The sequence below is a fragment of the Paenibacillus sp. FSL R10-2796 genome, assembly GCF_037965315.1.
Taxonomy (GTDB): Bacteria; Bacillota; Bacilli; order Paenibacillales; family Paenibacillaceae; genus Paenibacillus_AQ; species Paenibacillus_AQ odorifer.
Genome location: NZ_CP150178.1, coordinates 6,065,762 through 6,090,186 on the forward strand (window position 1 = coordinate 6,065,762; position 24,425 = coordinate 6,090,186).

22 protein-coding genes, 1 pseudogene and 1 riboswitch are annotated in these 24,425 nt (G+C 47.1%); of the genes and pseudogenes, 2 read left to right on the forward strand and 21 right to left on the reverse strand.

Going from position 1 to position 24,425, the window contains the following annotated elements; genetic code table 11:
• Positions 1-206: 206 nt before the first annotated feature.
• The 4 genes from NST58_RS27105 to NST58_RS27120 all read right to left on the reverse strand — a co-directional run bounded on the left by NST58_RS27105 (position 207) and on the right by NST58_RS27120 (position 4,345).
• The gene (locus NST58_RS27105; protein ID WP_339244797.1) at positions 207-1,679 is read right to left on the reverse strand and encodes a glycosyltransferase; all 1,473 of its coding nucleotides are present in this window, start codon (positions 1,677-1,679) and stop codon (positions 207-209) included.
• A gap of 171 nt (positions 1,680-1,850) precedes the next feature.
• Positions 1,851-2,021, reverse strand: a complete 171-nt coding sequence (locus tag NST58_RS27110; RefSeq protein ID WP_178420205.1) for a hypothetical protein — start codon at positions 2,019-2,021, stop codon at positions 1,851-1,853.
• Positions 2,022-2,074: 53 nt separating this feature from the next.
• Entirely contained in the window at positions 2,075-3,190 is a 1,116-nt protein-coding gene (locus tag NST58_RS27115) for a glycosyltransferase (protein ID WP_076187192.1), read from the reverse strand.
• Positions 3,191-3,244: 54 nt separating this feature from the next.
• Positions 3,245-4,345 carry a DUF3880 domain-containing protein gene (locus tag NST58_RS27120; protein ID WP_076098583.1) on the reverse strand — a complete coding sequence of 367 codons (1,101 nt, stop codon included), beginning with the start codon at positions 4,343-4,345 and terminating at the stop codon, positions 3,245-3,247.
• A gap of 253 nt (positions 4,346-4,598) precedes the next feature.
• Between NST58_RS27120 and NST58_RS27125 the strand changes: the two genes are divergently transcribed.
• Complete coding sequence (locus tag NST58_RS27125) at positions 4,599-5,351, forward strand: AAA family ATPase (RefSeq protein WP_076130435.1); 753 nt, start codon at positions 4,599-4,601, stop codon at positions 5,349-5,351.
• Positions 5,352-5,667: 316 nt separating this feature from the next.
• Here the strand turns inward: NST58_RS27125 and NST58_RS27130 are convergent, their stop codons facing one another.
• The 13 genes and pseudogenes from NST58_RS27130 to NST58_RS27190 all read right to left on the reverse strand — a co-directional run bounded on the left by NST58_RS27130 (position 5,668) and on the right by NST58_RS27190 (position 19,680).
• The gene (locus NST58_RS27130) at positions 5,668-6,582 is read right to left on the reverse strand and encodes a phosphotransferase (RefSeq protein WP_076187163.1); all 915 of its coding nucleotides are present in this window, start codon (positions 6,580-6,582) and stop codon (positions 5,668-5,670) included.
• 77 nt (positions 6,583-6,659) lie between these two features.
• Positions 6,660-7,592, reverse strand: a pseudogene (locus tag NST58_RS27135) (IS1595 family transposase); the annotation flags it as partial.
• Positions 7,593-7,879: 287 nt separating this feature from the next.
• The gene (locus NST58_RS27140; RefSeq protein WP_339244801.1) at positions 7,880-9,295 is read right to left on the reverse strand and encodes a hypothetical protein; all 1,416 of its coding nucleotides are present in this window, start codon (positions 9,293-9,295) and stop codon (positions 7,880-7,882) included.
• A gap of 8 nt (positions 9,296-9,303) precedes the next feature.
• Entirely contained in the window at positions 9,304-11,202 is a 1,899-nt protein-coding gene (locus NST58_RS27145) for an LTA synthase family protein (RefSeq protein WP_339244803.1), read from the reverse strand.
• Between the two features lie 206 nt (positions 11,203-11,408).
• Positions 11,409-12,575 (reverse strand): hypothetical protein, encoded by a 1,167-nt coding sequence (locus NST58_RS27150; protein ID WP_339244806.1) that lies wholly within the window; start codon positions 12,573-12,575, stop codon positions 11,409-11,411.
• Positions 12,572-13,015 (reverse strand): sigma-70 family RNA polymerase sigma factor, encoded by a 444-nt coding sequence (locus NST58_RS27155; protein ID WP_339244809.1) that lies wholly within the window; start codon positions 13,013-13,015, stop codon positions 12,572-12,574. Before NST58_RS27155 ends, NST58_RS27150 begins: the two co-directional genes overlap by 4 nt.
• Positions 12,945-13,142: a sigma factor gene (locus tag NST58_RS27160; RefSeq protein WP_339244812.1), complete on the reverse strand. Its 198-nt coding sequence runs from the start codon at positions 13,140-13,142 to the stop codon at positions 12,945-12,947. The genes NST58_RS27155 and NST58_RS27160 overlap by 71 nt, the downstream gene beginning before the upstream one ends.
• Before the next feature lie 140 nt (positions 13,143-13,282).
• Positions 13,283-14,620, reverse strand: a complete 1,338-nt coding sequence (locus NST58_RS27165; RefSeq protein ID WP_339244814.1) for a 5'-deoxyadenosine deaminase — start codon at positions 14,618-14,620, stop codon at positions 13,283-13,285.
• 70 nt (positions 14,621-14,690) lie between these two features.
• Positions 14,691-14,789, reverse strand: a riboswitch (purine riboswitch).
• Positions 14,790-17,630: 2,841 nt separating this feature from the next.
• Entirely contained in the window at positions 17,631-18,161 is a 531-nt protein-coding gene (locus NST58_RS27170) for a GNAT family N-acetyltransferase (protein WP_076179672.1), read from the reverse strand.
• A gap of 142 nt (positions 18,162-18,303) precedes the next feature.
• The gene (locus NST58_RS27175) at positions 18,304-18,744 is read right to left on the reverse strand and encodes a hypothetical protein (protein WP_139330222.1); all 441 of its coding nucleotides are present in this window, start codon (positions 18,742-18,744) and stop codon (positions 18,304-18,306) included.
• Entirely contained in the window at positions 18,725-19,027 is a 303-nt protein-coding gene (locus NST58_RS27180; protein ID WP_051491084.1) for a hypothetical protein, read from the reverse strand. Before NST58_RS27180 ends, NST58_RS27175 begins: the two co-directional genes overlap by 20 nt.
• Positions 19,024-19,368, reverse strand: a complete 345-nt coding sequence (locus NST58_RS27185) for a hypothetical protein (RefSeq protein WP_036679724.1) — start codon at positions 19,366-19,368, stop codon at positions 19,024-19,026. Before NST58_RS27185 ends, NST58_RS27180 begins: the two co-directional genes overlap by 4 nt.
• A 24-nt stretch (positions 19,369-19,392) precedes the next feature.
• A complete protein-coding gene (locus NST58_RS27190) occupies positions 19,393-19,680 on the reverse strand; it encodes a hypothetical protein (RefSeq protein WP_036679726.1) in 288 nt (95 codons plus the stop codon).
• A gap of 195 nt (positions 19,681-19,875) precedes the next feature.
• Here NST58_RS27190 and NST58_RS27195 point away from each other — a divergent pair, with 195 nt between their 5' ends.
• Positions 19,876-20,391, forward strand: coding sequence for a GNAT family N-acetyltransferase (locus NST58_RS27195; protein WP_076142552.1), 516 nt, complete (start codon positions 19,876-19,878; stop codon positions 20,389-20,391).
• Between the two features lie 65 nt (positions 20,392-20,456).
• Here NST58_RS27195 and NST58_RS27200 read toward each other — a convergent pair whose 3' ends face one another.
• Genes NST58_RS27200 through NST58_RS27215 form a run of 4 tightly spaced genes read right to left on the reverse strand, consistent with a single transcriptional unit; the run spans position 20,457 to position 23,729 of the window.
• Complete coding sequence (locus NST58_RS27200) at positions 20,457-21,188, reverse strand: sugar phosphate nucleotidyltransferase (protein WP_076208710.1); 732 nt, start codon at positions 21,186-21,188, stop codon at positions 20,457-20,459.
• A gap of 47 nt (positions 21,189-21,235) precedes the next feature.
• On the reverse strand, positions 21,236-21,973 hold the full coding sequence (locus tag NST58_RS27205; RefSeq protein WP_339244816.1) for a glycosyltransferase family 2 protein: 738 nt from the start codon (positions 21,971-21,973) through the stop codon (positions 21,236-21,238).
• Positions 21,970-22,890, reverse strand: a complete 921-nt coding sequence (locus NST58_RS27210) for a glycosyltransferase (protein ID WP_111505479.1) — start codon at positions 22,888-22,890, stop codon at positions 21,970-21,972. The genes NST58_RS27205 and NST58_RS27210 overlap by 4 nt, the downstream gene beginning before the upstream one ends.
• Positions 22,887-23,729, reverse strand: a complete 843-nt coding sequence (locus NST58_RS27215) for a glycosyltransferase (protein WP_249267796.1) — start codon at positions 23,727-23,729, stop codon at positions 22,887-22,889. The genes NST58_RS27210 and NST58_RS27215 overlap by 4 nt, the downstream gene beginning before the upstream one ends.
• Between the last annotated feature and the right edge of the window lie 696 nt (positions 23,730-24,425).

Below are 24,425 nucleotides of genomic sequence, written 5' to 3' on the forward strand. Positions count from 1 at the left end.
GCATTTTTGCCTCTCTTTGCGCTCAGCTAGCTGAATTCGACGTATTCGAGGGCAGATATGCCTCTCTTTGCGCTCAGCTTGCCGAATTCGACGCATTCGAGGGCAAATATGCCTCTCTTTGCGCTCAGCTTGCCGAATTCGACGCATTCGAGGGCAAATATGCCTCTCTTTGCGCTCAGCTTGCCGCTTCGCTGCAATCGAGGCATTTACGCCGCGCGCCGCCGCCCACCGCGGCGGGCCCGGCGGCGCTTGCCCCCGGCAGTGCTGCGCCGCCGGGCAGAACCTTTACGCCGCTTGCGGGCAACGCGGCGCAAAACCAACGGGCGCCCGCTTCGCCGGCGCGCCCGGGCTTTGCCGCGCCGCTTGCGGGCGACGCGGCTCGGCAGGCCCTTGCTTCGCGGCGGCAAAGCCGGCGACGCTGCGGGTAAATCAGGCTGGACAGCAGGTGGTTCCACCACCACCACGCTGTCAGCCTCGCGCACCGCAGGTGCGCTGCAATAGCGGAGGTTCCACATCTCCGCAAGACCCTGCAGGCGGCTCCGATAAGCCGCCGGACCATAGACGGCGTCGACGCGCTCCCGCGCTTGACTGCCTAGAGTTAACGCCAGTCCCGGCTGCGCCAGCATGACGTTGACTCTTTCTGCCAGCGCGGAAATGTTCGATGCTGGCACGAGATTTTCGCCACAGCCCGCTGCGTGCAGAATTTCTCGCAAGCCCCCAGAGTCGTAAGCGACCACGGGCTTTCCAAAAGCCATTCCTTCCAGAGCAGTCATGCCGAAGCCTTCGCGGATCAGACTAGGAACCACTAGCACATCCATGGCGCAATAGGCAGATGGAAGACATTCAGCATAACCAACAAATTTAAACCGGGTGTACAGTCCCTCAAGCTTCACCTTGCGGACACAGCGCTCATAGTAGCTTTTATCGCCAGCTGACCCAATGACAACAAATTTCGAGGTTGGATGAACCGCGTGCACAAGCACAGCCATTTTCACAAAATGTTCTAGACCTTTTTCCTTGTTGATAAAAGAAGAAATATAGCCGATCAGCTGTTCATGCGGTTTAACCCGCAATTCCCGCCGCCGTTCGCTCCGAAGCTTGCTCCAAGCCTCAATCATCATCTCTTTATCATTCCAAGAGGGAGGCAGCTGGATCACTTTTTCCGCTCTCACGTCCTCAGGAAAGCAAGCCGCAGCTGTTTGTGAAATAGCTAGTATCTCATCACTATTCCGATGAATCAGCCCTACACTAATAGGTGTATATTCATTGTCTGTTATCGTCTCTGATATTTTCCATATCACCGGAATGCCCAGTGACTTTGCAGCCATTGCTGGCAGAGCATGCACACAGGTACTTGTAATAACAAACGCCGGGCGCAGGGAATTCAGCCAGTCTGTTAATTCGTGATACTCCCTGCTTTCCTGGAATTTCCGAGCATCTGCCTCCAACCCTGCATAAGGAGTGTACATTCCATATAAAAGAGGAATCGAAAGCAACTGTACACTTATTCCACAGCTTCGAGCCTGAGAAGTCAGCTTGCCGTCCTGAGGCGCAACGAGAATACAATTAAAGTACGGAGAAAGCTCCTGAGCGAAAAACAACAATAGCTTCTCCGCTCCCGTAATACTGCGTGTATTGGATACATGTGAAAAGAGGACGATTGTAGCTTTGTCAGCCATGGCGTTTCGGCGCTCCCTAACGAGGGGCCTGGAGCAGCCATTCACCTCCTTAAAAAATTTACAAACTTTGCGCTAAGTTCTATCCTTCGCAGTAAAACTCTCTTTGAAAATGGTCGCTCCTGTGACTCGCAACATCGCTTCCGCTTAGCTCTAGAATCTCGTCAGTCAATTTCACTTCGCTCCCGAGCTTCGCCCCTTCACTTCCACTCTGCTCTCGAATCTAGCCAGTCGCTTCCGCTCCGCTATACAAGCCCGCTCCAGACGTTGCTTCTTTTCATCAGGCCACAGGCATAAGCTGAGGTTCGGTTCTACAGTATATCGAGGAAAAACAGATGCCGGCACGACACCTGTCCCCTGGTAAGCGCACATTTCCGTTCCATTTCCGGGCATATGACCTAGCCATAAATTACTGTTAACAGCTGGTGTATACGTTTGGTGTAGGTGTGATCTTTAAGCGTCCGTTCAAAAGCGCGCAGGGCAATCGCACGGCGTTCTTCCTCATGAGTCAAGTAAAAACGGATTTTATCCATCATTTCTTGAGGGCTTGCAAAAGTCTCAATTTCTTCGCCAGGTTTGTAGAAAGATCCCATATCATCTCTGGCATCTACTAATTGCAGCGTACCCGTAGCCGCGATTTCAAAAGTACGCGGATTAGGAGATACCGCCGGAATCGAAAGCGTATTGTTATTCACTACTTCATCAATGTGCGAGCGGTGGAGGTTAATGACGATTTTGGATCCGCTGTAAGCTACCGCTGTTTCCTGTGGTGACATCCACTTGCCTATCTCAATTCGATCTCCATAAAGTGCCGCCTCAGGCAGACGGTCCCACCAGATGCCGTTAATCACCGTGTTATAGTTCATCAAATCCGGAAGAATCTCACGAAAGAAATTAACCCGGTTCCAATAGGCAGAGCCAATAAAACTAACTTCGCGATTCAATGGTGAACGTGTTGTAGTTGGACGGTAATGCTCGCGGTGAGCGGCAAAAGGAAGATAATGAACTTCAGGGCAGCCAAGTCCCTTATAAAAATCAATACAATTACGCTCAAGCGTGAACACAAAATCGTAATGCGCCACAATTTTAACTGTAAAATCAGTGTAATAAGGATCATCTGTAAGCCAAATGGCTGTCTTAATCCCGCTAGCCCGAAGAACGGAGATCTGCTCAAGCGGTAAATCCATACCATCCAGCACAAGTACCAGATCCGGTCTTTGAGCAGCGGCTAACTCCACTAAGTTTTGGCGCACATCTGTTATCGTGACTTGTGTGGTTAATTTTTGCAGCGCGTAGAGGACTGCATCGTCTAATGGAGAGTAGGGATATCCTTTACCAGAAGCCACATACATTACATGAATATTCCGTACGGGAAATACTTCTTCTGGCCGACCATCCAAAATCGCAAGCCGCCCCCGTAAATATCCTTCATCATATCCGCCCTTAAAACCACTCAGACGACCACGAAGCTTTTCTTCCTCTGGAGGTGTCAGAGGTAGCGGTGGTGCAGGCATAATAAATTCATTGTTGTTCATTATCATCCTCGCTCCTTTATCCCGTTATAGATTTCATACACTTGAAGCAATCACATTCAGCAAATGTGGCAAACGCGCAGTGAATGTATGGTTGCGCATGGTTGTCTGTAGTCCCCGTAAAGCGTATATTCGGCGCTCTTTTTCATGCTTCAGATAGTACTCAATCTTCTCCTGCAATTCCTTAGCAGAGCCAAAAGTATCCAAGTCATAACCTGGCCGATAATAATTGCCCAGATCCTCACGAACATCCGTAAGCTGCATAGTACCGCAGGCACTGATCTCATAAGTACGTGGGTTGATAGAGCGTGATGGTAAACGGAAGCTATTCCGGTTATCCTGCCCCTCCTCCCACGGACGGTGAATATTAATGACTAGCTTTGCACCACTGTAATAGTTCGCAGTTTCCTCAGGTGGGATAAAGCCATTGCTAATAAAAGGGGCAAGCTGGTCATAAGTCGCAAGCCGTTCCCAGAAGCCGCCAGCGATCAGCACCTTCTTATCCTTTAAATAGGGGGCAAGTTCATCAAACAGCGCTGTCCGATTATGAAATGCATTGCCAATAAACACAATGTCGTACTTATACTGCGGTGCCGTACGGCGCGGATAGAACATCTTTGGATTGACGCAAAGCGGTAAATAATGAACGGATGGAACTCCAAAGGATTGATAAAACTCCACACAACCGAGCTCATGCGTAAAGACGTGATCATAATGCCGGCAAATCACTGAAGTATCCTCTGTAAAATAAGGATCATCCACAAACCAGATCGCAGTCCGAATGCCCAGCTTTCTGATTTCTGTAATCTGTTCTAAATGATTTTCCGGAAAAACATGCAGTCCATTCATAACCAGCACTGCCCCGGGCATCTCCCGAGCTGCGGTCTCCAGCATAGTTTCTGGAGTGCTTATCACAAGCTCACTTACAAGCTGCTGAAGCGCCTCAATTACCCCAGTATCGATTGCATGGAACCCTTGAGGAACATACATTAGCTTAAATGGCCGACAGGCTTCGACCTCTACAGTACTCCGACGCTGCACAGCCTCACACATGCCAAGACGATATCCTTCGTGATAACCGTCGCGATAATCTCGCGGACGCTTGTGTTTTCTCCTTTTCGCTTTCACGGCCTTCACCCTGCCCCGTTGTATTCTCAAGACAGTATAACTATATGCGGAGTCAGCACTCGCCTCATGGACATCTGTCATTACTAAAACTAAATTGGCAGATGTACCCTGTCTTTTGCCCGGCTTGCCCGAACCCCGTCAGATTTCATCCACTCGCTGGATGCTGTTATACTATAAAGGTCTAGCTAGAGGCACTAAACTTGTCATCTCTGTCCAATCTGTCCGAAGATGATTACTTTTTGAAATTCACAAGGGGGGAACTATGAATAACACCACGTTGTATTTGCGACACGCGGAGCTGCTGCGTGATCTGGTGCCATCCTTTCAAACCTATCCATTTCATCTGCCTGCTGTTCGAACGCTGGATCGCCTGACTTTTCAAAAACCAGTGACCTTTCTTGTTGGAGAGAACGGCACGGGCAAATCAACCTTGTTAGAGGGAATTGCTGCTGCTTGGGGCTTTAACCCTGAGGGTGGAACGCTAAACTTTTCTTTTAACACTCGTTCCTCGCATTCGAATCTTTATGAGTATTTTAGAATTGCTAGAGGGGTTAGACGGCCGAAGGACGGCTTTTTTCTGCGTGCGGAGAGTTACTATAATGTGGCTTCTTATATTGATGAGTTGGATGAACAACCCGGTGGCCCACCGATCAAAGACTCCTACGGAGGCAAATCTCTGCATGAGCAGTCCCACGGAGAGTCTTTTTTAGCTACATTCGTTCACCGTTTCGGCGGCCGCGGCCTTTATATCCTCGACGAGCCTGAAGCAGCGCTTTCCCCCTTACGTCAAATGTCTCTGCTGGTGCGTATGCATGAGCTGGTCGGACAGGATTCACAGTTCATTATCGCAACTCATTCCCCCATTCTGATGTCCTATCCCGGTGCTGAAATTTTTCTCTTGGAGGGGGAGGGAATACGGTCCGTCGCCTTGGAGGAAACCGAACATTATACCGTGACCAAAGCGTTTATGAACGATCGTCAAGGGATGTTGCGTGAGTTATTTGAAGATGAATAAGCATACACGACTTCGACGTCCCTTTAAGGACGGTAAGCGTTTAAGCGAGAAATATAAGGATATTTACAACATGGAACATATAAATTTTTATATTTTTGGCTATGTTTGATATTTGACCATAAGAAAACCGCCTTCGTTGAAAAGGCGGTTTATTGCTAGCTATCGTGTCCCGTTAGCGCAACGACTTACTCTGTTGAATTTCGTATTCCTCAACATAAAGCGGCATCAGAGAAGGCGGATCGTACCTTATCGCGGCCTTTAAACGACAAAATGGTGCCGATAGCCATAGCCCCATAGCCGCAACGAAATAATAAGCCTAATCCGACAGTGCCCGCATGATGTTGGATTTCGCCTCTGCCGCAATTGCTTCATTCCCGTCATCGACCGCTTGCATTAAGATCAGTATGGGGATGTATACCGCGATTAGCCGCGCCAGCAGCTTCGTTTCCTCGTCCGCTCCTCCGTACGTTTCGAAAAACACGCCGCGAGCGTAAGGTGGTAAAAAGCTATAAGCAACGCTCAAATCGCAAGCCGGATGGCCTACGCTCAGATCGCCCCAATCAATGATGCCGGAAACGATCCCGTTCTCATTCACAAGCATATTTTTGAAATGAAGATCGCCATGTAGCAGTGCATTCACCGCCTCGACACGGTCCTTTTGCAGCCCGCTAATATACGCTTCGATCACACCGGACTCCTCCGGCGACAAGTGTTCAACCACCTTCGATAGAAAGCCCTCCAATTTCACTTTGCGCGATGCTATGTCCGTCAAGTTTCGATGATCTTGCTGAACTCCGCACTTCAGCGCCGCCTGCACCGGAAACTCATGCAATCTCCGCAAAAATTTCGCCAGCGTCTCTGCCGATAAAGCCCTACGTTCTTCCGTCAAACCGATTGGGAAATCTCCTAGCACGTAGGCATAGCCAAGAAATGGTGCCGGGTATTCGTCACTTGCTTCGCCATAAAACAACGGTTTCGGATAGGGGATGGTTATATATGCCTCCAGCTTTGGCAGCAGCTTCCCTTCCATACGAATCGAGCCAACTGCAATCGTTCTTCTTGGAAACCGGAACACGTACTCGTCACCGATGAGAAAAACCGTATTGTCCCAGCCCCAGCCCAATCGCTTCACTTGCTTCGATGACAGCTGAGGGAATTGTCTGCCGATCAGCGTCCGCGCCTGCTCTTCGTTAACCTCCCACTCCGCATCCCATACATTCGTTCCTCCCATGAATTGTCTGCCTCCTCGTTCCTTACGTTATTTAGATGTTTACATTCCCTAAAAGTTACGCATAACTGCCCGTTAGCTTAACAAGAATAAGCAGAAAGCCGAAGTTTGGTGTTCGTGTCGGTCACAGTAAACAGGCACGATTTGACCAACATATTTTTCTTATTCGATGCGGTATTCTCATATTCCTTGCTGTCTAAGTAACGAAACCACGCCAAGTAATTCTGCAAATACTTTGTTGCAACACCATTGAAGCGATCCATCCATTTCTTCCAGCGGCTGTGGTAGCTGTTTACGTTTTGGATATGGTACACGCCTTTCACACGTTGTTTTCCGTCGGACTTGAATCGGTAATGAGTCATGCCTTTTGAATTCGCATAGGAGCTAAATGCCCTCCATGAATCAGTGCATAACACGTTTGAGTCAGATAGATGACCACCAATCGCTTCGTCTAATTTTGTAATCCGAATACGTCCACGCCCAAGTACACCAGAGTAAGTCATTTTCTGACGGTCACGGGCAACCAGCACGCACACTTGATCGTGGCTTATACCACGATATTTCGCTTTGCCGCCACGTTTACGTGGCTTGCGTTCGGTAATATTCCTCTTGCCCTTTTCCGAGTAAAGAAAGTAGGTCTCGTCCATTTCAACAATATCTTGAAATGCTTCGGTTGGAATCTGCTTCAGAGCGGAAAGAATCTTATGCCGCTAGTAAAACAAGGTGACATGCGTGACTTCATCGTTTAACTGCTCTGCACATTTTCTCAGAGAAAAGCCCTCAATCATGCATTCGATAAAACGAACCCACATATGAGGTCGCCTCATTCGTTGCAGAGGGGTGTTCGTAAGGTCATTGAATGTTTGGCGACAGGACTTACAACGGTAACGTTGACGTTTAACCTCTCCAGTGCGTGTTCTTACAGCCTACTTTCCAAATCGAACAACAGAATGGTTTTTGCAATGCGGGCAAACAAGTCCATCTTTATGCTTCTGCTCTTGAATTTCATCAATCGCTCGAACTGGAAGTGCCACTCCCTTGGTTCGGGACTGCAAAAAGTAGATAAGTTCTCGCTTACCATTATCGTCCAACGTATCAGCAAGCTTTTTCAGTTCCTTTAAATCCATGGGCAAATCATCTCCGAACAGTTATATTGCCCTTATTATAGAACACTCGTTCGCAATTATCAAACATCAACAACAAAGTTTAACATAGTCATATTTATAAAAAAACAGCAGGTCTCCAAATCGGAAACTTGCTGTTTGCTTTGTGTTATTTTGTGTTTGATAGGTTCTTGAAATTAGCGTCTCGCAATCACCGTCAGCTTGTGAACAATCCATCCAAACATGACTACAACCATCATATCGAAGCACACATTAAACAAGAATAAATGCTTACCGATGTCAGCCCTTCCGTCCCCAAGAATCGGAACCAAGAAGGAGAAAATCCCTATTAGCCCTAGCAGCATCAGCAGCTCGCCGGCAACTTTGCCACGAATATCCCTGCTGCGGAAATACTGGAACAAAGCTCCCGCAAAATACACCAGATAGAATATGGAGAGAAATCCGAGCGTGTGCGGAATATGTTTGTTTTTGAATTGGCTCCATGCACTGTAAGTATAGGATAATGCACCTGCTGGTTTATTCTCGCTTTTCTCATAGTTTCCTAGATAATACGGGCGAATCGCCATGCTGTTACTCGCAGCATATTTCATATTATCTATCAACCGGTCCGGATGCTTCAGATAGAAGAACAATACATCTTTATGAGATACACGGTCATAGAAGTCCGGAACCAGCGAAGGATCATCCTGCTTAATCACTGTATCGGTCTGAAAATAATTTGTACCCGCCAGTACCTCCAGCCGCTCCGGCAATCCGAGATCCTGCAAGTCTCCCTTCACATCCGGCGATTCGTTTAAAATCCCAAAAAACACCGTTTGATACAGATTAATATGCTTCAGATCTTTTGGCGCTGCCACATACAAAACGATGGATACAAGAAAGATGGCAATCGAAAAACGTAACGCCAACTTCCTCCATTTGCCCTCTCCGTCAAGCATCATAAACCGCAAGAAAATCAGTGCAAAGGCAATCCCAATCGGTGCATTCTGGATTTTGGAGGTGACCAGAAACAGAATCGCGATAAAAAATAAGGTTAATCCTTTAGTGGTTGGCTTCTCTTGGCTGGTTAATCTTAATCCTAATGCAAATGTCAGCAGCATAAACACCATCGACACTGGTTCTCCAAACAAGGAGTTGAAATAGGCCACATACCCGATATCGTAAAATACAAATAAGATAGCTGCTCCCAACAGCAACCCTGTAACATAAGAGCCACGAGCATTATACTTCACCAGCAGCCAAGTTGCCGCCAGTAAAAGAAGCCCATAAACTGCACCCAGCAAACGAACATCAAAAAAGCTGCCATGGATGAGCCCGCCGATCAATCTCGGCACAAGTACTATAAAAATCTGTGAGGATGGATAAAAACCTCTAAATAAATTTTCATACGCAAAACTGGAATGACTAAAATTGAAAAACTGGTCGGCATACGATGCTCCAGTATCATAGTAGTTCAGACCGATGGTATTCATCATACGCAGAAAATCTCCGTTATCGGCAACACCAATAAATGGCCCTACGAATAGCAAATAAATAATGATACCGCAGCCGGCAAGGCCTACGAGATACTCCGGTTTCCAGAACTTTTTCATGATTCCCCCTATCTCTGTGGTAACAGCTTCACATATTCGTCGGACAAATTCATTAGCTTCAAAATATACTCATAATCAGTCTGATATTTTGTGAAATCCGATACTGGCTTAAGCGTATCCAACGACACAGCTTTACCATCAGCAAAATCTTTACCAGGCACATAGAGAATATCATCATTAAAGAAAGAACCAGAAGGCAAATAATACCGCATCCCTAACACATTACGATCAATGTTCAAGAGATCATGACCAAATGCTGTATAACCTTCTTCTTTTAAAGAAACCCCCAATAGGTTAGCTATTGTTGGAAGAATATCCAACTGTCCACCGGTTCTCTCTACTACCTTCCCTTGCTCCATTCCTGGTACATGTACAATCAATGGAATATTAAAGCGACTGATCCGGGAATCGTATGGAATCCCCAAAGCACTTTCTACTTGCTCCGGTGGCACATCCTGCGGCTGCAAGCCAAAATGATCGCCATACATCACCAGCACAGTGTTATCCCACATTCCATTTTTCTTCAAACCCTCTATTAAAGTTCCAATGGCATAATCAGTATAGTTAATAGCAGTCAAATAATCGCCAAGCATCGTGTTTTTTAACTCATCAGGCACTGATATCTTCTTAAAAGAGTCCGGAATTTGGAAGGGATGATGGCTGGACGCCGTCACCATTTGTGCGTAGAAAGGAGTTCCTTTCTTCTGCAGCTCTGCCAATTTCTCGACACCCGTAATATAAAGCTGTTCATCGGAAGCACCAAACGCATTAAAATGATCATTGGTAAAATAATCTTTATCATAATAGCCGTTAAATCCAAGTGCAGGATATAGCTCATTCCGATTCCAAAAGCCCACTTGATTCACGTGAAAGGTGTACGCCTCATATCCTTTATCTCTCAGCAGACGTGGTAGGCTCGGCAGTTCTCTGTCCCCGAATCCAGTGGACATTGCCAAGGTCCCGATTGGATAAATCGACGTGTTGCTCATAAATTCAGCGTCAGAAGTATTGCCCGGACCAATCTGCTGGTAGACATGGGGGAAGTAAAATCCCTCATCTGCCAACTTGTTCAACACTGGAGTCAGCTCTTGACCCTTCAGGGATTGATGCAGCGGGAAGTTTTGGAAAGCTTCCATTTGGATGACAATTACATTTTTGCCCTTTTGCGAGCCGAAATACTCAGGTGCTGTGCCCGCGGCCTTACTACTATAAGGATAGGAAGCTTGCAGTTCATCAATCTTCGCGATGGTATCCTTAATATCTCCGGTTCCAATGAGATTGTTATCTTCCTTGACCTTAATTGCGGCAACGACCTCATAATTCAGGAATCCGGCACTTTCTGCCTGCACAAGCTCATTTGTAATTCCCCGCGCAGAATTGACAGAATTGGCCGATAAAGCAAAACCTCCAAGAATAGCCACCAGAATCACCATCATATGTGCCAATCGTGTGTTCCGGGAGCTGAATCGCTCACGCTCACGCGGATAGGCTTTTCCATGCTGCCATCTGCGGATCAAGACATAGATTGCCATGATCACAAAATCAGCGAAAAATAAATAATCAATAGTCTGTATCGTTGATTCTACGCTTGCCTTCACTTGAAACACCTGATTCAGTTCATATAAAGCCAGATACGTAGGAACAGAACCAAAGTGATTGAAATATACACTGGCTGCGAACAGCAGCAGCGATAATATCCCGTTAAATGTCCAATAGACAGCTGTTCTCACCCGCGAAGGAGTAATGACTGTCAGTATCCCCATGATGAAGAGGACTGGAGCAACATCTGCTGCAATCCACTCCCAAGCAATTCTATCAAAGAACAGCACTCTCAGCAGGAGCAGCTTCAACCATAGCAGCAGGACAACAATATAGAACTGAGCTCGATTCGGCCCGTGCTTTTTCACGTTTTAATCCCCTCTTACCTTTTCATTTGTTCTGATTATGAACTCTATTCATCTTTTCTGTAAAATATCAGATTGTTCTAGTATAACAATACTTACTTTTTTTATCAAAAATGTGCACCTTTCGCTCCCACTACAAATAGGGAAATCCCACGCCTTTTCGGCTGTGGAACCTCCCTATTTAAGCCTATTATGTTATGCCTTTCAATCTAAGACTGGCTTGCTGGCAAATCCTCTTTTACCTTCCAGATCGTTAAATCACTATCATAATATACAGTGATCTCAGGACTGCCAAGCTTATGAAAAGTGAGATTCCCGGGCTCCTGATCTCTTTTAAGCAAGCTATATTCGCTCACATCAGCAACGCTAAATATCTTAGTCAGCAGAGGTGCTGCCTTCTCACGTAGGCGATCCCCATCAATTAGAGACAGCTCCCGGTCTAATACCGTTAGTTGTTTGGGATCTGTTTTATCACTAGCACGAGGATTTGTATCACTAATCTGCTCAATCCTTCTAGTAACATTATCGAACGTAACCGAAACCTTTGATCCGTATTGCAGCGTAAGCGTATCCTGATCCTTGTCCATAGCCCGAAATACTAAACTAAGCTCTTCACCTCCGTTACCTCTCAACACCTTCAAGGCCTGTTCCCCAGCTTGACGCATCTCTTCTGATACCGCCGAGGCCTCAAGCGTGGCTGATGCGTAATCGAATTCACCATTTACAAATCCGATACGCCATTTCTCCGCCCTAAAGTTATTCTCAATTTTCACGCCAGAATGTTGTGTAACATCATATTCAACGTATCTGAGCACTTCATAAGCTGAATCATTCGCATAACCCAGTTTGCCCTTGATCTCTTCCGCACGGGTATTCATTTCAGCGTCGATCTCCGCAGCTGTCAGAATCCTACTCATCTTCGTTTGCACCAGTTCTCCTGTCTCATAATTGATCCAGATATATGCGGAGTCCTCACCTTTCTGGTAAGAGTAAAATATCTGCTGTTGCTCCTTAAGCCATTCCCGGTGATCTAGCGGATAAGTCTTTCCAAGTAAACTCTGCATCACCTGATCTGCGTTCCGCTGTAGCTCAGCCTCCGTGAAATGCGACGAAACCTCAGTTTGCGCAGGGTTGCTTGATTCATTACCGAGGAACCTTCCGTTCAGAAAGAATACACCTAAGCCCAACAATACAATAAAACTCGCCACAGCCAACAATTGCACAGGCAGTCTTTTTCCTGAGTAAGATTTCGCTCCCTGTTGATCTTCTTGAATTCGGCGAATGACGTTGTCTGCATGCCTCATAGTAAACTTTTCATTTCCAAAAGGTCCTTTTCGGGCCTGAGCATACCATTCCGGTTTATGATCCTCCATCATTCTACCCCCTTTAATTTGTTCTGAATTTTTTGCCGCGCTCGGTGCAATCTTGATTTTACCGTTCCGTGACTCAAGTTCATCAGTTCAGCTATTTCTTTTATAGAGAGCTCATATTTCAAATCCAGGACCAATATTTCGCGCAGCTTTGGAGACAATGCCATAATTAGATCCCATATCTCACCAATGGACTGATTACCCAAATACTCCATCTCCGCAGATCGGGCTACGCCAAGAGGTTCGACAGTTTTTTCCCGCTGCTTCACATCAACCGTGGACAATGGCTGTACACCACCCCATAAGCCCGAACGAAAAAAGCGCGATTTCCGGTGCGAAAAAACAGTATTCCTGGCAATCGTAAGCAACCATGCTTTAAATGAAGAACCCCCGGTACGTTCCAATCCGGTAATAACATTTAATGAATACTTCTTGAGCCAGATCATCGGCTTGTTCAGAATTTTTGGTAAGATAATAGATATAATTCCATATATCCTCTCCGTAACGGCTCATGATTTCTCTTAGTTGCTGTTCATTCATCGTCTCGCTATGCTGAAGACCTTCCAGTTCCAATTAGCTTCACCTCACTTAATACGACCTCATAAAAGGCACCTTAGTTCCCTTATGTTCATATTTTCTCATAAAAAAACAGGGGGTCCAGTGATGATCCCCTGCGAATGATAAGATATCCGAATCCGAATCGACCTCTCCCCTCAAACGATCGAGGTATGCGTGAGTAATCTTTTAATAGAACGGTTAGCTTCATTTAGTACAATTTCTTTATCCACAGTCTTTAGCAAACCTCTTTCCATCACGATCTCCCCGTCGATTATCGTTGTCTCCACATCTGCCCGCGTAGCGGAATATACAATTCTAGAGATGGGATCTACGTCGTAAGAGGGGAAGGTATGAAAATTGTAGAGATTAAGGAGCACTAGATCTGCTTTTTTGCCTACCTCGATACTCCCGATCTTATGCTCCATCCCTACGGCCTTCGCCCCACCAATAGTAGCCATACGGAATACACTGCGGGCATCCATGGTTGTGGGTCCGTGATGAGGCTTTTGAATAATCGCCGCCAATCGCATCTCATTAAACATATCCAGATTGTTATTGCATGGAGCGCCATCCGCTCCCAGACTAAGAGAAACATGCTCATGAAGCATCCCTGGTGTGTCGGCAATTCCGGAGGCCAATTTCAGATTGGAACCCGGGCAATGACTTACATGCACTCCTCGATCCCGCAAAATCCGCCGCTCCTCAGCATCCAACCACACGCAATGCGCCAGTATAAGCCGTTCATTGGCTAATCCTAGATGGTCCAGATAGACGATGTTACGCATGCCAGTCATGGCCTGCACAATCTCAATTTCCCCTAAATTCTCAGACGCATGAGTATGCACCTTCACATGGTATCTTGCGGACAGATCTCGCACCTCGGTTAATAAAGGCTCTGTACAGGAAATCACAAAACGTGGAGAAAATGCATACTGAATCCGGCCGTTTCCATAACCATTCCATTTTTCCAGTAGATCGACACTTTCCTGCAAAGAAGATGCGGTATCCTCCTGCAGCGCCTCAGGCACATCTCCCCCTTTTTGATCCATCATCACCTTGCCGGACAAGGCCCGGATTCCACTTTTAGCTATAGCCTGAAACGCAAAATCCGTATGATGGACAGTCTCCATATCCACAATCGTCGTCGTGCCGCTGGTGATCAGTTCGCCGATGCCAAGCATAGCCGAATAATAAAGGGATTCTTCATCATGCGCGGCCTCTAATGGCCAGATTCGTTTGCGCAGCCAATCCATCAGCTCCAGATCGTCCCCTTTACCTCGGAATAACGTCTGGCATAAATGAATATGAGTCTGGATAAAACCCGGAATTAATGTACGGTTCGTAGCATCAATGATCTGCTCGTCGCCCTGCGGGATCAGGCCAGTGCCGATTTCAACAATGAGATCATCCTTAATCCGGACATCCCCGTGTATAATTTCCTCTTGCTTGTTCATCGTAATGATTTCGGCATTTTTGATCAAAATATTCCCCATAGCCCTTCTCCCCCTCATTGAGTTAATTCCAGTACAACCTCACGCATGTAGCACAAAAAGGCTACGAAAATATGCCTGAGCATATTTTCGTAGCCAGAAATTTACGGTTCCCGGTAGAGACCCTTAAACCAATTATTAAGGATATACGAAAAAAGACTATTCATTTGTAATTTGAATAGTCCAATAATAATCTAAAGACAGGTTATATGTCAATATACATGACACATAAAATTGATTTCGTTTTATTAATACTGTTTCATAAAAGTGATTTAGTATTTTATGTTATGTTAAATAACATAATTCGATTTATGATCACGATTATTCTGTTTGAAGAAAATTTCGATCACGATACCCTGTACTTTGCGTCAGATTTACTGTCAGGAAAACATAGAAAATAAGCTTTCCGAGAGCTATTTCATGGCTTAAGAGACAGCCGTTTCGTTCGATTAAGTCGGCCATTTCGCACGATTAGGTCGACCATTTCGGACAGTATCTCTGCTTACTCTAACGCGTTGTGCTAAACCACTGCCTGCATATAGCGCGGTATGGTGGACTGGTCAGAGCCCGAAAGTGTACGTCTAGCTCTATTCATCTAACTGACCTATGCCGACCCTACTGCTACTCAACTGCTACTTCTGCACTGCTTCGGCTTCTTGTATTTCTCCCCTACGCCTACTCCACTGCTACGTCTACTGATACTGCTTCTACTACTGCCCCTACACTACTCTTATTTCTGCACTTCTACGTTCCCCTTGCGCCTATTACACTGCTACGTCTACTGCTTCTGCTACGTCTACTGCTACAACAACTACAACTACAGCTCCTACTCTACTCCTACTTCTGCACTTTTACTTTCTCCCTGCGCCTACTCCACTGCTACTTCTACTGCTTCTGCTACTACTGTCCCTACACTACTTCTACTTCTGCACATCTATGTTCCCCTTGCGACTATTACACTGCTACGTCTACTTCTACATCTACATCTACATCTACTCCTGCTTCTACTGCTCTCGCTACGTCCACACCACGGGTGAGTCATAATCCTCCATACTTTCGGACCCAGATGACGCTATTCCCTCGAAACAGGGCCATATGCAGTGTGTTTTGTACCAATAGCTGCGCTGGAGTCCGATAGCATTCCCAAATGTGGGAAAATTCCGCGTTTAAGGTCATCTGGGTCCGTTACTATCGAGTCATACTCAACCGCTGATGCTTATAGACCCAGATGACACTATTTGCACATTTTCGCTTATTGATCAGGGTTTCGGACTCCAATGACGCTATTTGCACATTTATCGCCTTTTGAGCAAGATTTCGGACTCCAGTGACGCTATTCCCTCGAAACAGGTCCATATGTAGTGTGTTTTATACCAATAGCTGCGCTGGAGTCCGATAGCATCCCAAATGTGGGAAAATTCCACGTTTAAGGTCATCTGGGTCCGTTACTATCGAGTCATACTCAACTGCTGATGCTTATGGACCCAGATGCGCTATTTGCACATTTTCGCTTATTGATCAGGGTTTCGGACCCAGCTGACGCTATTTGCACATTTATCGCCTTTGGAGCAGGGTTTCGGACTCCTCCAGTGACGCTATTCCCTCGAAACAGGTTCATATGCAGTGTGTTTTATACCAATAGCTGCGCTGGAGTCCGATAGCATCCCAAATGTGGGAAAATTCCACGTTTAAGGTCATCTGGGTCCGTTACTGGCGAGTCATACTCAGCCGCTGATGCTTATGGACCCAGATGACACTATTTGCACACTTATCGCCTTTTGAGCAGGGTTTCGGACTCCAGTGACGCTATTTGCACATTTTCGCTTTTTGAGCATGGTTTCGGACTCCAGTGACGCTATTCCCTCGAAACAGGTCCATATGTAGTGTGTTTTATAGTAATAGCTGCGCTGGAGTCCGATAGCATCCCAAATGTGGGAAAATTCCACGTTTAAGGTCATCTGGGTCCGTTACTGGCGAGTCATACTCAGCCGCTGATGCTTATGGACCCAGATGACGCTATTTGCACACTTATCGCCTTTTGAGCAGGGTTTCGGACTCCAATGACGCTTTTTTGCAAATTCATCGCCTTTTGAGCAAGATTTCGGACTCCAGTGACGCTATTCCCTCGAAACAGGTCCACATGCAGTGTGTTTTATACCAATAGCTGCGCTGGAGTCCGATAGCATCCCAAATGTGGGAAAATTCCACGTTTAAGGTCATCTGGGTCCGTTACTATCGAGTCATACTCAACTGCTGATGCTTATGAACCCAGATGACGCTATTTGCATATTTTCGCTTATTGATCAGGGTTTCGGACTCCAATGACGCTATTTGCACATTTATCGCCTTTTGAGCAAGATTTCGGACTCCAGTGACGCTATTCCCTCGAAACAGGTCCATATGCAGTGTGTTTTATAGTAATAGCTGCGCTGGAGTCCGATAGCATCCCAAATGTGGGAAAATTCCACGTTTAAGGTCATCTGGGTCCGATAGTGTCGAGTCATACTCTACCACTGATGCTTTCGGACCCAGATGACGCTATTTGCACACTTATCGCCTTTTGAGCAGGGTTTCGGACTCCAATGACGCTATTCCCTCGAAACAGGTCCATATGCAGTGTGTTTTATACCAATAGCTGCGCTGGAGTCCGATAGCATCCCAAATGTGGGAAAATTCCACGTTTAAGGTCATCTGGGTCCGATAGTGTCGAGTCATACTCTGCCACTGATGCTTTCGGACCCAGCTGACGCTATTTACACATTTTCGCTTATTGATCAGTATTTCGGACTCCAATGACGCTATTTGCACACTTATCGCCTTTTGAGCAGGGTTTCGGACTCCAATGACGCTTTTTTGCAAATTCATCGCCTTTTGAGCAGGGTTTCCGTAAGCGCAAATGCTACCTAATCAAACAAAGTTTTTGTTTAGAGAAAGGTGTTATTTTCACGAAAAAAGAGGATATCCCAGCAGCCATTTGATGGCTCATGAGATATCCTCTGGTTCTCTCGCTATGTTAAGCTTCCGAGTTTCCATGCTTTTCTAGAACCTTCTCGAACACCGGAAAATTAGCGGTGCGCCCCGGAAAAGTTACTTCACCCCTGCGATCATAACCTAACTTGGGATATAGGGCGAGTGCCCCAGTGTTCTTAGCATATGTATCCAGACGGATACTGGAATAACCATTCTGGCGAGCATATTCTTCTGCATAAGTGCTAAGACGGCGCGCAATTCCCTTCCCTTGCACTTCGGGATGCACAGCCAATCTATGCATAATTAAATGAGGCCCTTGCGTTTCTGTCCAGTCAATCTTCCCATACTGCTCAGATTGGTGCTCGTCCAACACTAGAATGCCGGCCACCGCATTGTTCTCCTCACATACCCATAGATTGCCACGTTCAATATCAAGGGAGATGATCTCCCGGTTCGGATAATGCTCGTCCCACTGATCGCTGCCACCTGCTTGCATCACCTGTACGCATTTGGCAATCAGCTCCATAATTTCATCAATCTCATCTTTGCGTGCTCTGCGAATCTCAGTACCCATGAATCATCCCTGCCTTCATCTTAACCTCATATTATTTTCACTTTCATTATGAAGTTTATCACATCGGCAGCGCAGCAAACCAGTCCGCACGAAAACCCCAAGACCCGCTCACGGACGGAGCGGATCTTGTCATCTGTGTCTCCTAGCTGAATTCCAGCTTATGCCCGTCCTCGAAGCCCTTGGCGAAACCGGCGTCGAACCCCACGTTGTATGCTTCGGTGTAGCCCTGTTGAAAGGCGTCTGCCGGAGGCGTTTCCGGCGAAACGCCCAGCTCCGGGGGGAGCGGAATTACCTGTGGAGCAGGCGGAGCCTCGCTCACGGGTACCACAATCACCGGTGGCTGCGCAACCCTTACTTTACGAACAAGCTTGCGACGAAGTCTTCTTTTCTTGCGTAGCAATAGGCCTTTCTTTGACTTCCCATAACGAGCAGTTTTCCGGGCAAGAACTCTGCGGGATTTACGGGCTAGCCCTTTACGAACTTTTGCTTTCCGCGAGAGCAGCAATGTGCGTCTACGGGTTCTGCCTGAACGTAGCGTTCTGCGGCTTTTTTTCTTCATGCTTCTACTCCTCCTGTGCTCCATGTTCTCTGGAGGTTCCTACGGCGTATGCCTTGCTCAGCCATGGCGCAGCAGGAATTCCCCGTTTAGGACGATGTAGTGAAATCCCGGACATCATCCGGCACATCGCACTCTGATACCCACTTAAAATCCTGATATTGTCGCTCAATTTGCGGGCCGTCAACTCAGATTGCTCCGTCAATTCGGCGATGCTCTCCAAGATGGCCGCCAAAGCAGCCTGACTGCGCGAAATGGAGCGAATCATCTCCAGCTTGACGGCATGTTCAGAGAGACGGTCCCCGCTCATTTGCTGTCTTCTCCAAAACTAAAGCCATCACCTGACATGTCTCCAAAACCTTCCCCGCCACCATCGTCTTCACCACTGCCCAGCACTGCTTTTAAATTGCTGTAGAGTCCGTTCTCCAGTTTGGTCAGCCCTTCGACCATCTCCACGATGACCTCGTGTATAGAGAGGGACTCCTTCAGTTGCTCACTGTGGGAATCAAAGGCTCTAGCGTGGATATGATGCTGTGCCCACTGCTTTACCTTTTCAGCTTCAACCGCCTTAGCTTCCAGAATCAACGCAACGTTCCACTGGATGGCGGCGGTGGACTCCAGCATTTGCAGATAAGCCTTTTCTCTGCTCATCTTCCGCCTCCTGCTCCTATAGCGTTACTCTTCTTCTTGACCGTTCAATTCCTTAATCACTCTGCCTACCCCATCAGCCATCGCTTCTTCCAGATCTGCAAGTGCATTCAAGTAAGCAATAATGTTCTTGTTTACCTGAGTTGAGCTTTCGATCATCCCGCTGATCCCATCAAAATCAGGCTCCGCATCTGGCAGATCGTGGACAATTTGCGACATACGGACAGCCACATGGCGCTCAGCATCTAGAATCCGCGCCATCTGTTCGTGCGTATGGGCCATGTGCTGCAGGACTTTAGTTATTTTACTCTGCACCTTCATGTCTCCTTTGCTCAAACGCCCTGCTACAGCATATGCGGCAGGAGCCGGGACGGTGCCGGGATCCTCGACAAGTTAAGGCTCTATTCGTGACTGGAATGACATAAAAATTACGTTATTGCTAAGTACATTTAAAAGGATTAAAATGTGAAATGCACAATCCTGAGTTTACCAAAGGTTGGTGGGGAATATATGAAGCTTGAAAGCAAGCGTATCGATCTAATACCTTTAACTGCCCCAGAGCTCACGCTAGCAATAAATAACTATTCGGAGCTACAGCAGCAATTAGGCTTAGCTGCCATCAGTGCGGCGCTTGATGATGAAATGCAATATGCTATGCAGATCAGGCTAAAAAAGGTGCAGCAGGACCCCGACCATTACCTATGGTTAACGAACTGGGCCATCATCCATCGGGAAGATCAATGTATTATAGGATTCATTATCCTTAAAGGTTACCCGAATGAGAAAGGCGAGGTTATTCTAGGGTATGGGATTGATGAGAAATATAGAAGAAAAGGGTATGCAACAGAGGCACTACACACAATTAATGCATGGATCTTCTCCCATCCCCAAGCTGTCTATGTAATCGCTGACACTGAAAAAGATAATACAGCCTCCCACAAAGTATTGGAGCGTCTAGGCTCTGAGAGATACAAAGAAACTGAGGATTTAATCTGGTGGAGGATTTCTAACCCCCGAGCTCTCTGAGTAACGCGTGATTTCAAAGCCCTTGCGGCTATCTATAGCAGGATTACAACAAAAAAAGCACTGCCTTATGGCAGTGCATCTTTTAACTTTTCCCCCGCCTCGTGCAAAGACTGAAACGTTCCCGCATCACTCCACCAATCCTTAAGCACATCATAACTAAGTCTGCGATCAGCGGCGTATATATTATTTACATCGGTAATCTCCAGCTCCCCCCTCTTGGAAGGCGATACCTGCCGGATGATATCAAATACAGCTTCATCGTACATATAAATACCAGTTACACAATAATTGGTCTTCGGATGCTCAGGCTTTTCTTCGATATAAGCAATCCATGCCGCATCTTGACTATCAAACACAGGTACACCGTATCTGCGCGCGTCCTCCACCGGCTTCAGCAACACCTTTGCAGTGCCCGCTGGCTGACGAAGATAACTCTCCACATAAGGCTTCAGATCATCCATAAAAAGATTATCCCCGAGCAATACAACAAATCGTTCCCCTGGGAAAATGAAACCTTCTGCTAAATCAAGCGCCTCGGCAATGCCTCCGGCAGCTTCCTGAATTTTATAGGTCAGAGATACACCAAATGCAGCACCGCTGCCTAAAAAATCCGTGTACAGGCCAGCAGACTGCTTGCTTATGACCAGAAGAATGTCGGTAATTCCTCCCCGGCGAAGCCGGTCTATGCCGTAACAGACCATAGGATATTTGCCGACCGGAAGCAAATGTTTGTTCATAAGCCGGGTCAGCGGTTGAAGTCTAGATCCTGTTCCGCCCGCCAGTATGACTCCTTTCACTTACTTTCCTCCTCTTTATCTACGTCCTTTGCCTTCGGATCTGCACTTCATATAAAATTAATAGGATCTACATTCCATTTATCTATAAAGATCTTGCGATTTCGTTCCACCAGTACTTGCAGTCCGGTATTGTAAACTTGCTTGAAACTTGCACTTCCTTCATGGTGCACCAAGCAATCCCCGGCGATAAGCAGCCGATATCCCTTTATCCTGGCGCGATAACAATAATCATCATCTTCGTAATGTCCAGGTGAGAATCTCTCATCCAGTAGACCTACGGAAGTTAGCAGCTCTCTTTTGAATAAAAAACATAATCCTACCAGCCGTCTCGTCTCCAGCCATTTCTGGGGATTTGGAAGGTTCGCCCTCTCAGCAGCCTGATGAAAACCTATCAGACCTTCATAATCGGTCTTCACCTGTTGACGTCCACTGGCATAGTTTGTGACTGGTCCAACAATACCTACATCAGGAGCACTATATAGAGCCCTCTTCAGATTAGTTAACCATCCTTGAGACACCACTACATCGTTATTCAGCAGCAGGACTTCATCACCTGACGCTAGCTGTAGCCCCAAATTGCATGCAGTTGGAAAGCCGCGATTGTCTGGCAATGAAATAAACGTTATATGATTCGCACGGCAATAGGTGTCTGTTCCGTCCGTTGAAGCATTGTCCACTACGATAATCTCATAAGGCGGCGGAGTGTAGGCACGAATAGATTCCACACAGGCCCGCAGCAAGGGCAGCGCATTGTAGGTTGGAATAATAATACTCGTCAGCGTCATATCCGATTCCTCCAAGCGGCTACCTGTCTGCGGTACTCACGCTGTGTTTCACTACTTAGCAGACCGCCAGCTTTTCGCCGGGAAAGAACCTCATGTAGAGCCTCAGCATGATCTCCTATGATCAGTTTTTCCACAGCATTTCCAACCCCTGTATTTGCCTTGCGCAGCCGATTATGTTTAATAACATTTACCGTTCCTACCTTCTCCACCCGTAACTTTTCTAATACAGAGCGAGCTTGGGCTTTAGGTGGAACCATTAATTCACGGTAGCCTATGGTCTCAAGCGCATGCCGCGAAAGCGCATGAGGAACAGCTGTCATAGAGCTAACCCCGAGATCGTACCTATCCAGAGCATAATTCAGAAACAGTTTGCTGCGGGTGACATCATCACATAATCCAAAGGAAGGCATCAGTGAGTCTAAATCATTAAGAGCTACATCAATTCCGCGATCTACAGCCGCCGTGAATGAAACGAGCTGAGAGGCCGGAATGACCATATCTCCATCCAGAAAAAGCAATATATCCCCGCGACTCAGCTTTGCACCGATAGCCCGGCCCACATCATGTCCGACAGACTCTGGGCAGTGTACTACAATGGCTTGACGATGTTGTCTAGAAATAGGAAAAGAGTTATCACTGCAGCCATTAAGTACGACAATAATTTCTGCAGGTTCAAGCCGTGCAACCTGATGCAGCAGACGGGACAAGGTCTGCTCCTCATTACGCGCGGAGATAATGACTGACAAAGTCCCACGTAACTTCGGTAATTTCAGAGTCTCCTTGCCTGCCTTCGATTGCCGAGACAGAAGCGGGCGAGCAGCAGCGTTGGCTTTTACAGAGCGATTGGCTGACCTGTGACGGATTGGGCGTTTCTTTGCCGTTCGAGCTGCTGTGCCTCGTAAAGTTGCAACCATCATCTCACCATCTCTCTGCGCCGGGCTCCGTCGCCAAAGCCCGCTCTGTTCCCCCGATGTTCCAGCAAGAGGGATACAGCCTCCATATGATCCGCTGTAATCAACTGCTGCAATGGATCTATGCCGTCTTCCTTGCGCCTCACCGCATTTAACTTCCCTACAGGTACTTTGTGAGCGGCTACCACATGCAGTCCACTAAGAATTGCCTGGGCATGCGCCAGTGGAGGACGTGATAATGAATCGCTCCCTAAAATATCAAGTGCTCTGCGGCTGATTGCGTGCGGAACTGCCGTCATCGAACATCCCTTCAGATCTGGACGGCCAAGCAGAATATTCAGTGCATGTTTAGACAGCACCACCGGATGGGGGGACAGCTTCCGGACCGGACCGGAATAATCATTAAGCGCTATGTCCACTCCACCACTAACAGCAGTGACGTAAGGACGCAGCCCCGAAGCAGGTATCACCAAATCTCCATCTGTAAACAATAGGATTTCTCCCTTGGCTGCCTCAGCTCCCACACTACGGCCAGCGTCGTGTCCAAGCGGCAACTCATAGGAAATAACACGCGCACCTAGCGATTGTGCAATCCCTGCCGTTTGATCAGTGGATCCATTCACGACCACAATTACCTCGCAGCGCGGGTGGACCCCTCTGGCTCCTGATATCACTCCCGCAATGGTCTGAGCTTCATTCATGGCTGGAATAATAACCGAAACATAGGGATTAGGATGGTTAACTATAGGGACTACAGCGACTTGCCGCACTGGGCGTGAAGTCCGCCGCTTCATCCGAGAGACCCGCCGCCCTGTGCGGCGGGCAGAAGTTCGTTTGGGCTTCATGCTCATCCACCTTCCTTACAGAGCCAATTCTTCAGGCTGAGGGTTACATCACAGTTTATGTACTACAACGCACAGGGTAACGGCAATTGTCTCCTGTCGTTCTGAAAACAGGACAAATGTACTCCCCACCAAACTTCGGCTTAGATACATTGCGCATAGCCAGCTGCCGCGGACACAACCTGCGGCGGTAACGAACGCAGTAACGCAGCAGGGGGATTAGGTTAGGACGCTATCGGACACAGCCGAATCCGCATCAGGTAATTGTACTTTAGCGCTATCGGACACAACCGAATCCACAACGGATGATTATACTTTTGCACTATCGGACACAACCGAATCTGCAGCGGATGATTATACTTTTGCACTATCGGACACAACCGAATCTGCAGCGGATGATTATACTTCAGCGCTATCGGACACAGTTGCTCCTATTCGCCGCATTATCACACTTTTAGGTTATTAACGGACTCCATAGCAGCTATTGGCATGAAAAGAACCCAATAAGGCTCTTTTTCTATACAATAGCGTCACTAGAGTCCGAAACCAGCCTCAAAAAACGATAAACCTGCAAATAACGCCATCTGGGTCCGTAGTGGCAGCGGATGTTAGACTACCAGGCTATCGGACAGAACCGCAGCCACAGCGATTGATTAAACCCGGCGATGCTGACAAGTACCGTTCCCCACCAAAAAAACA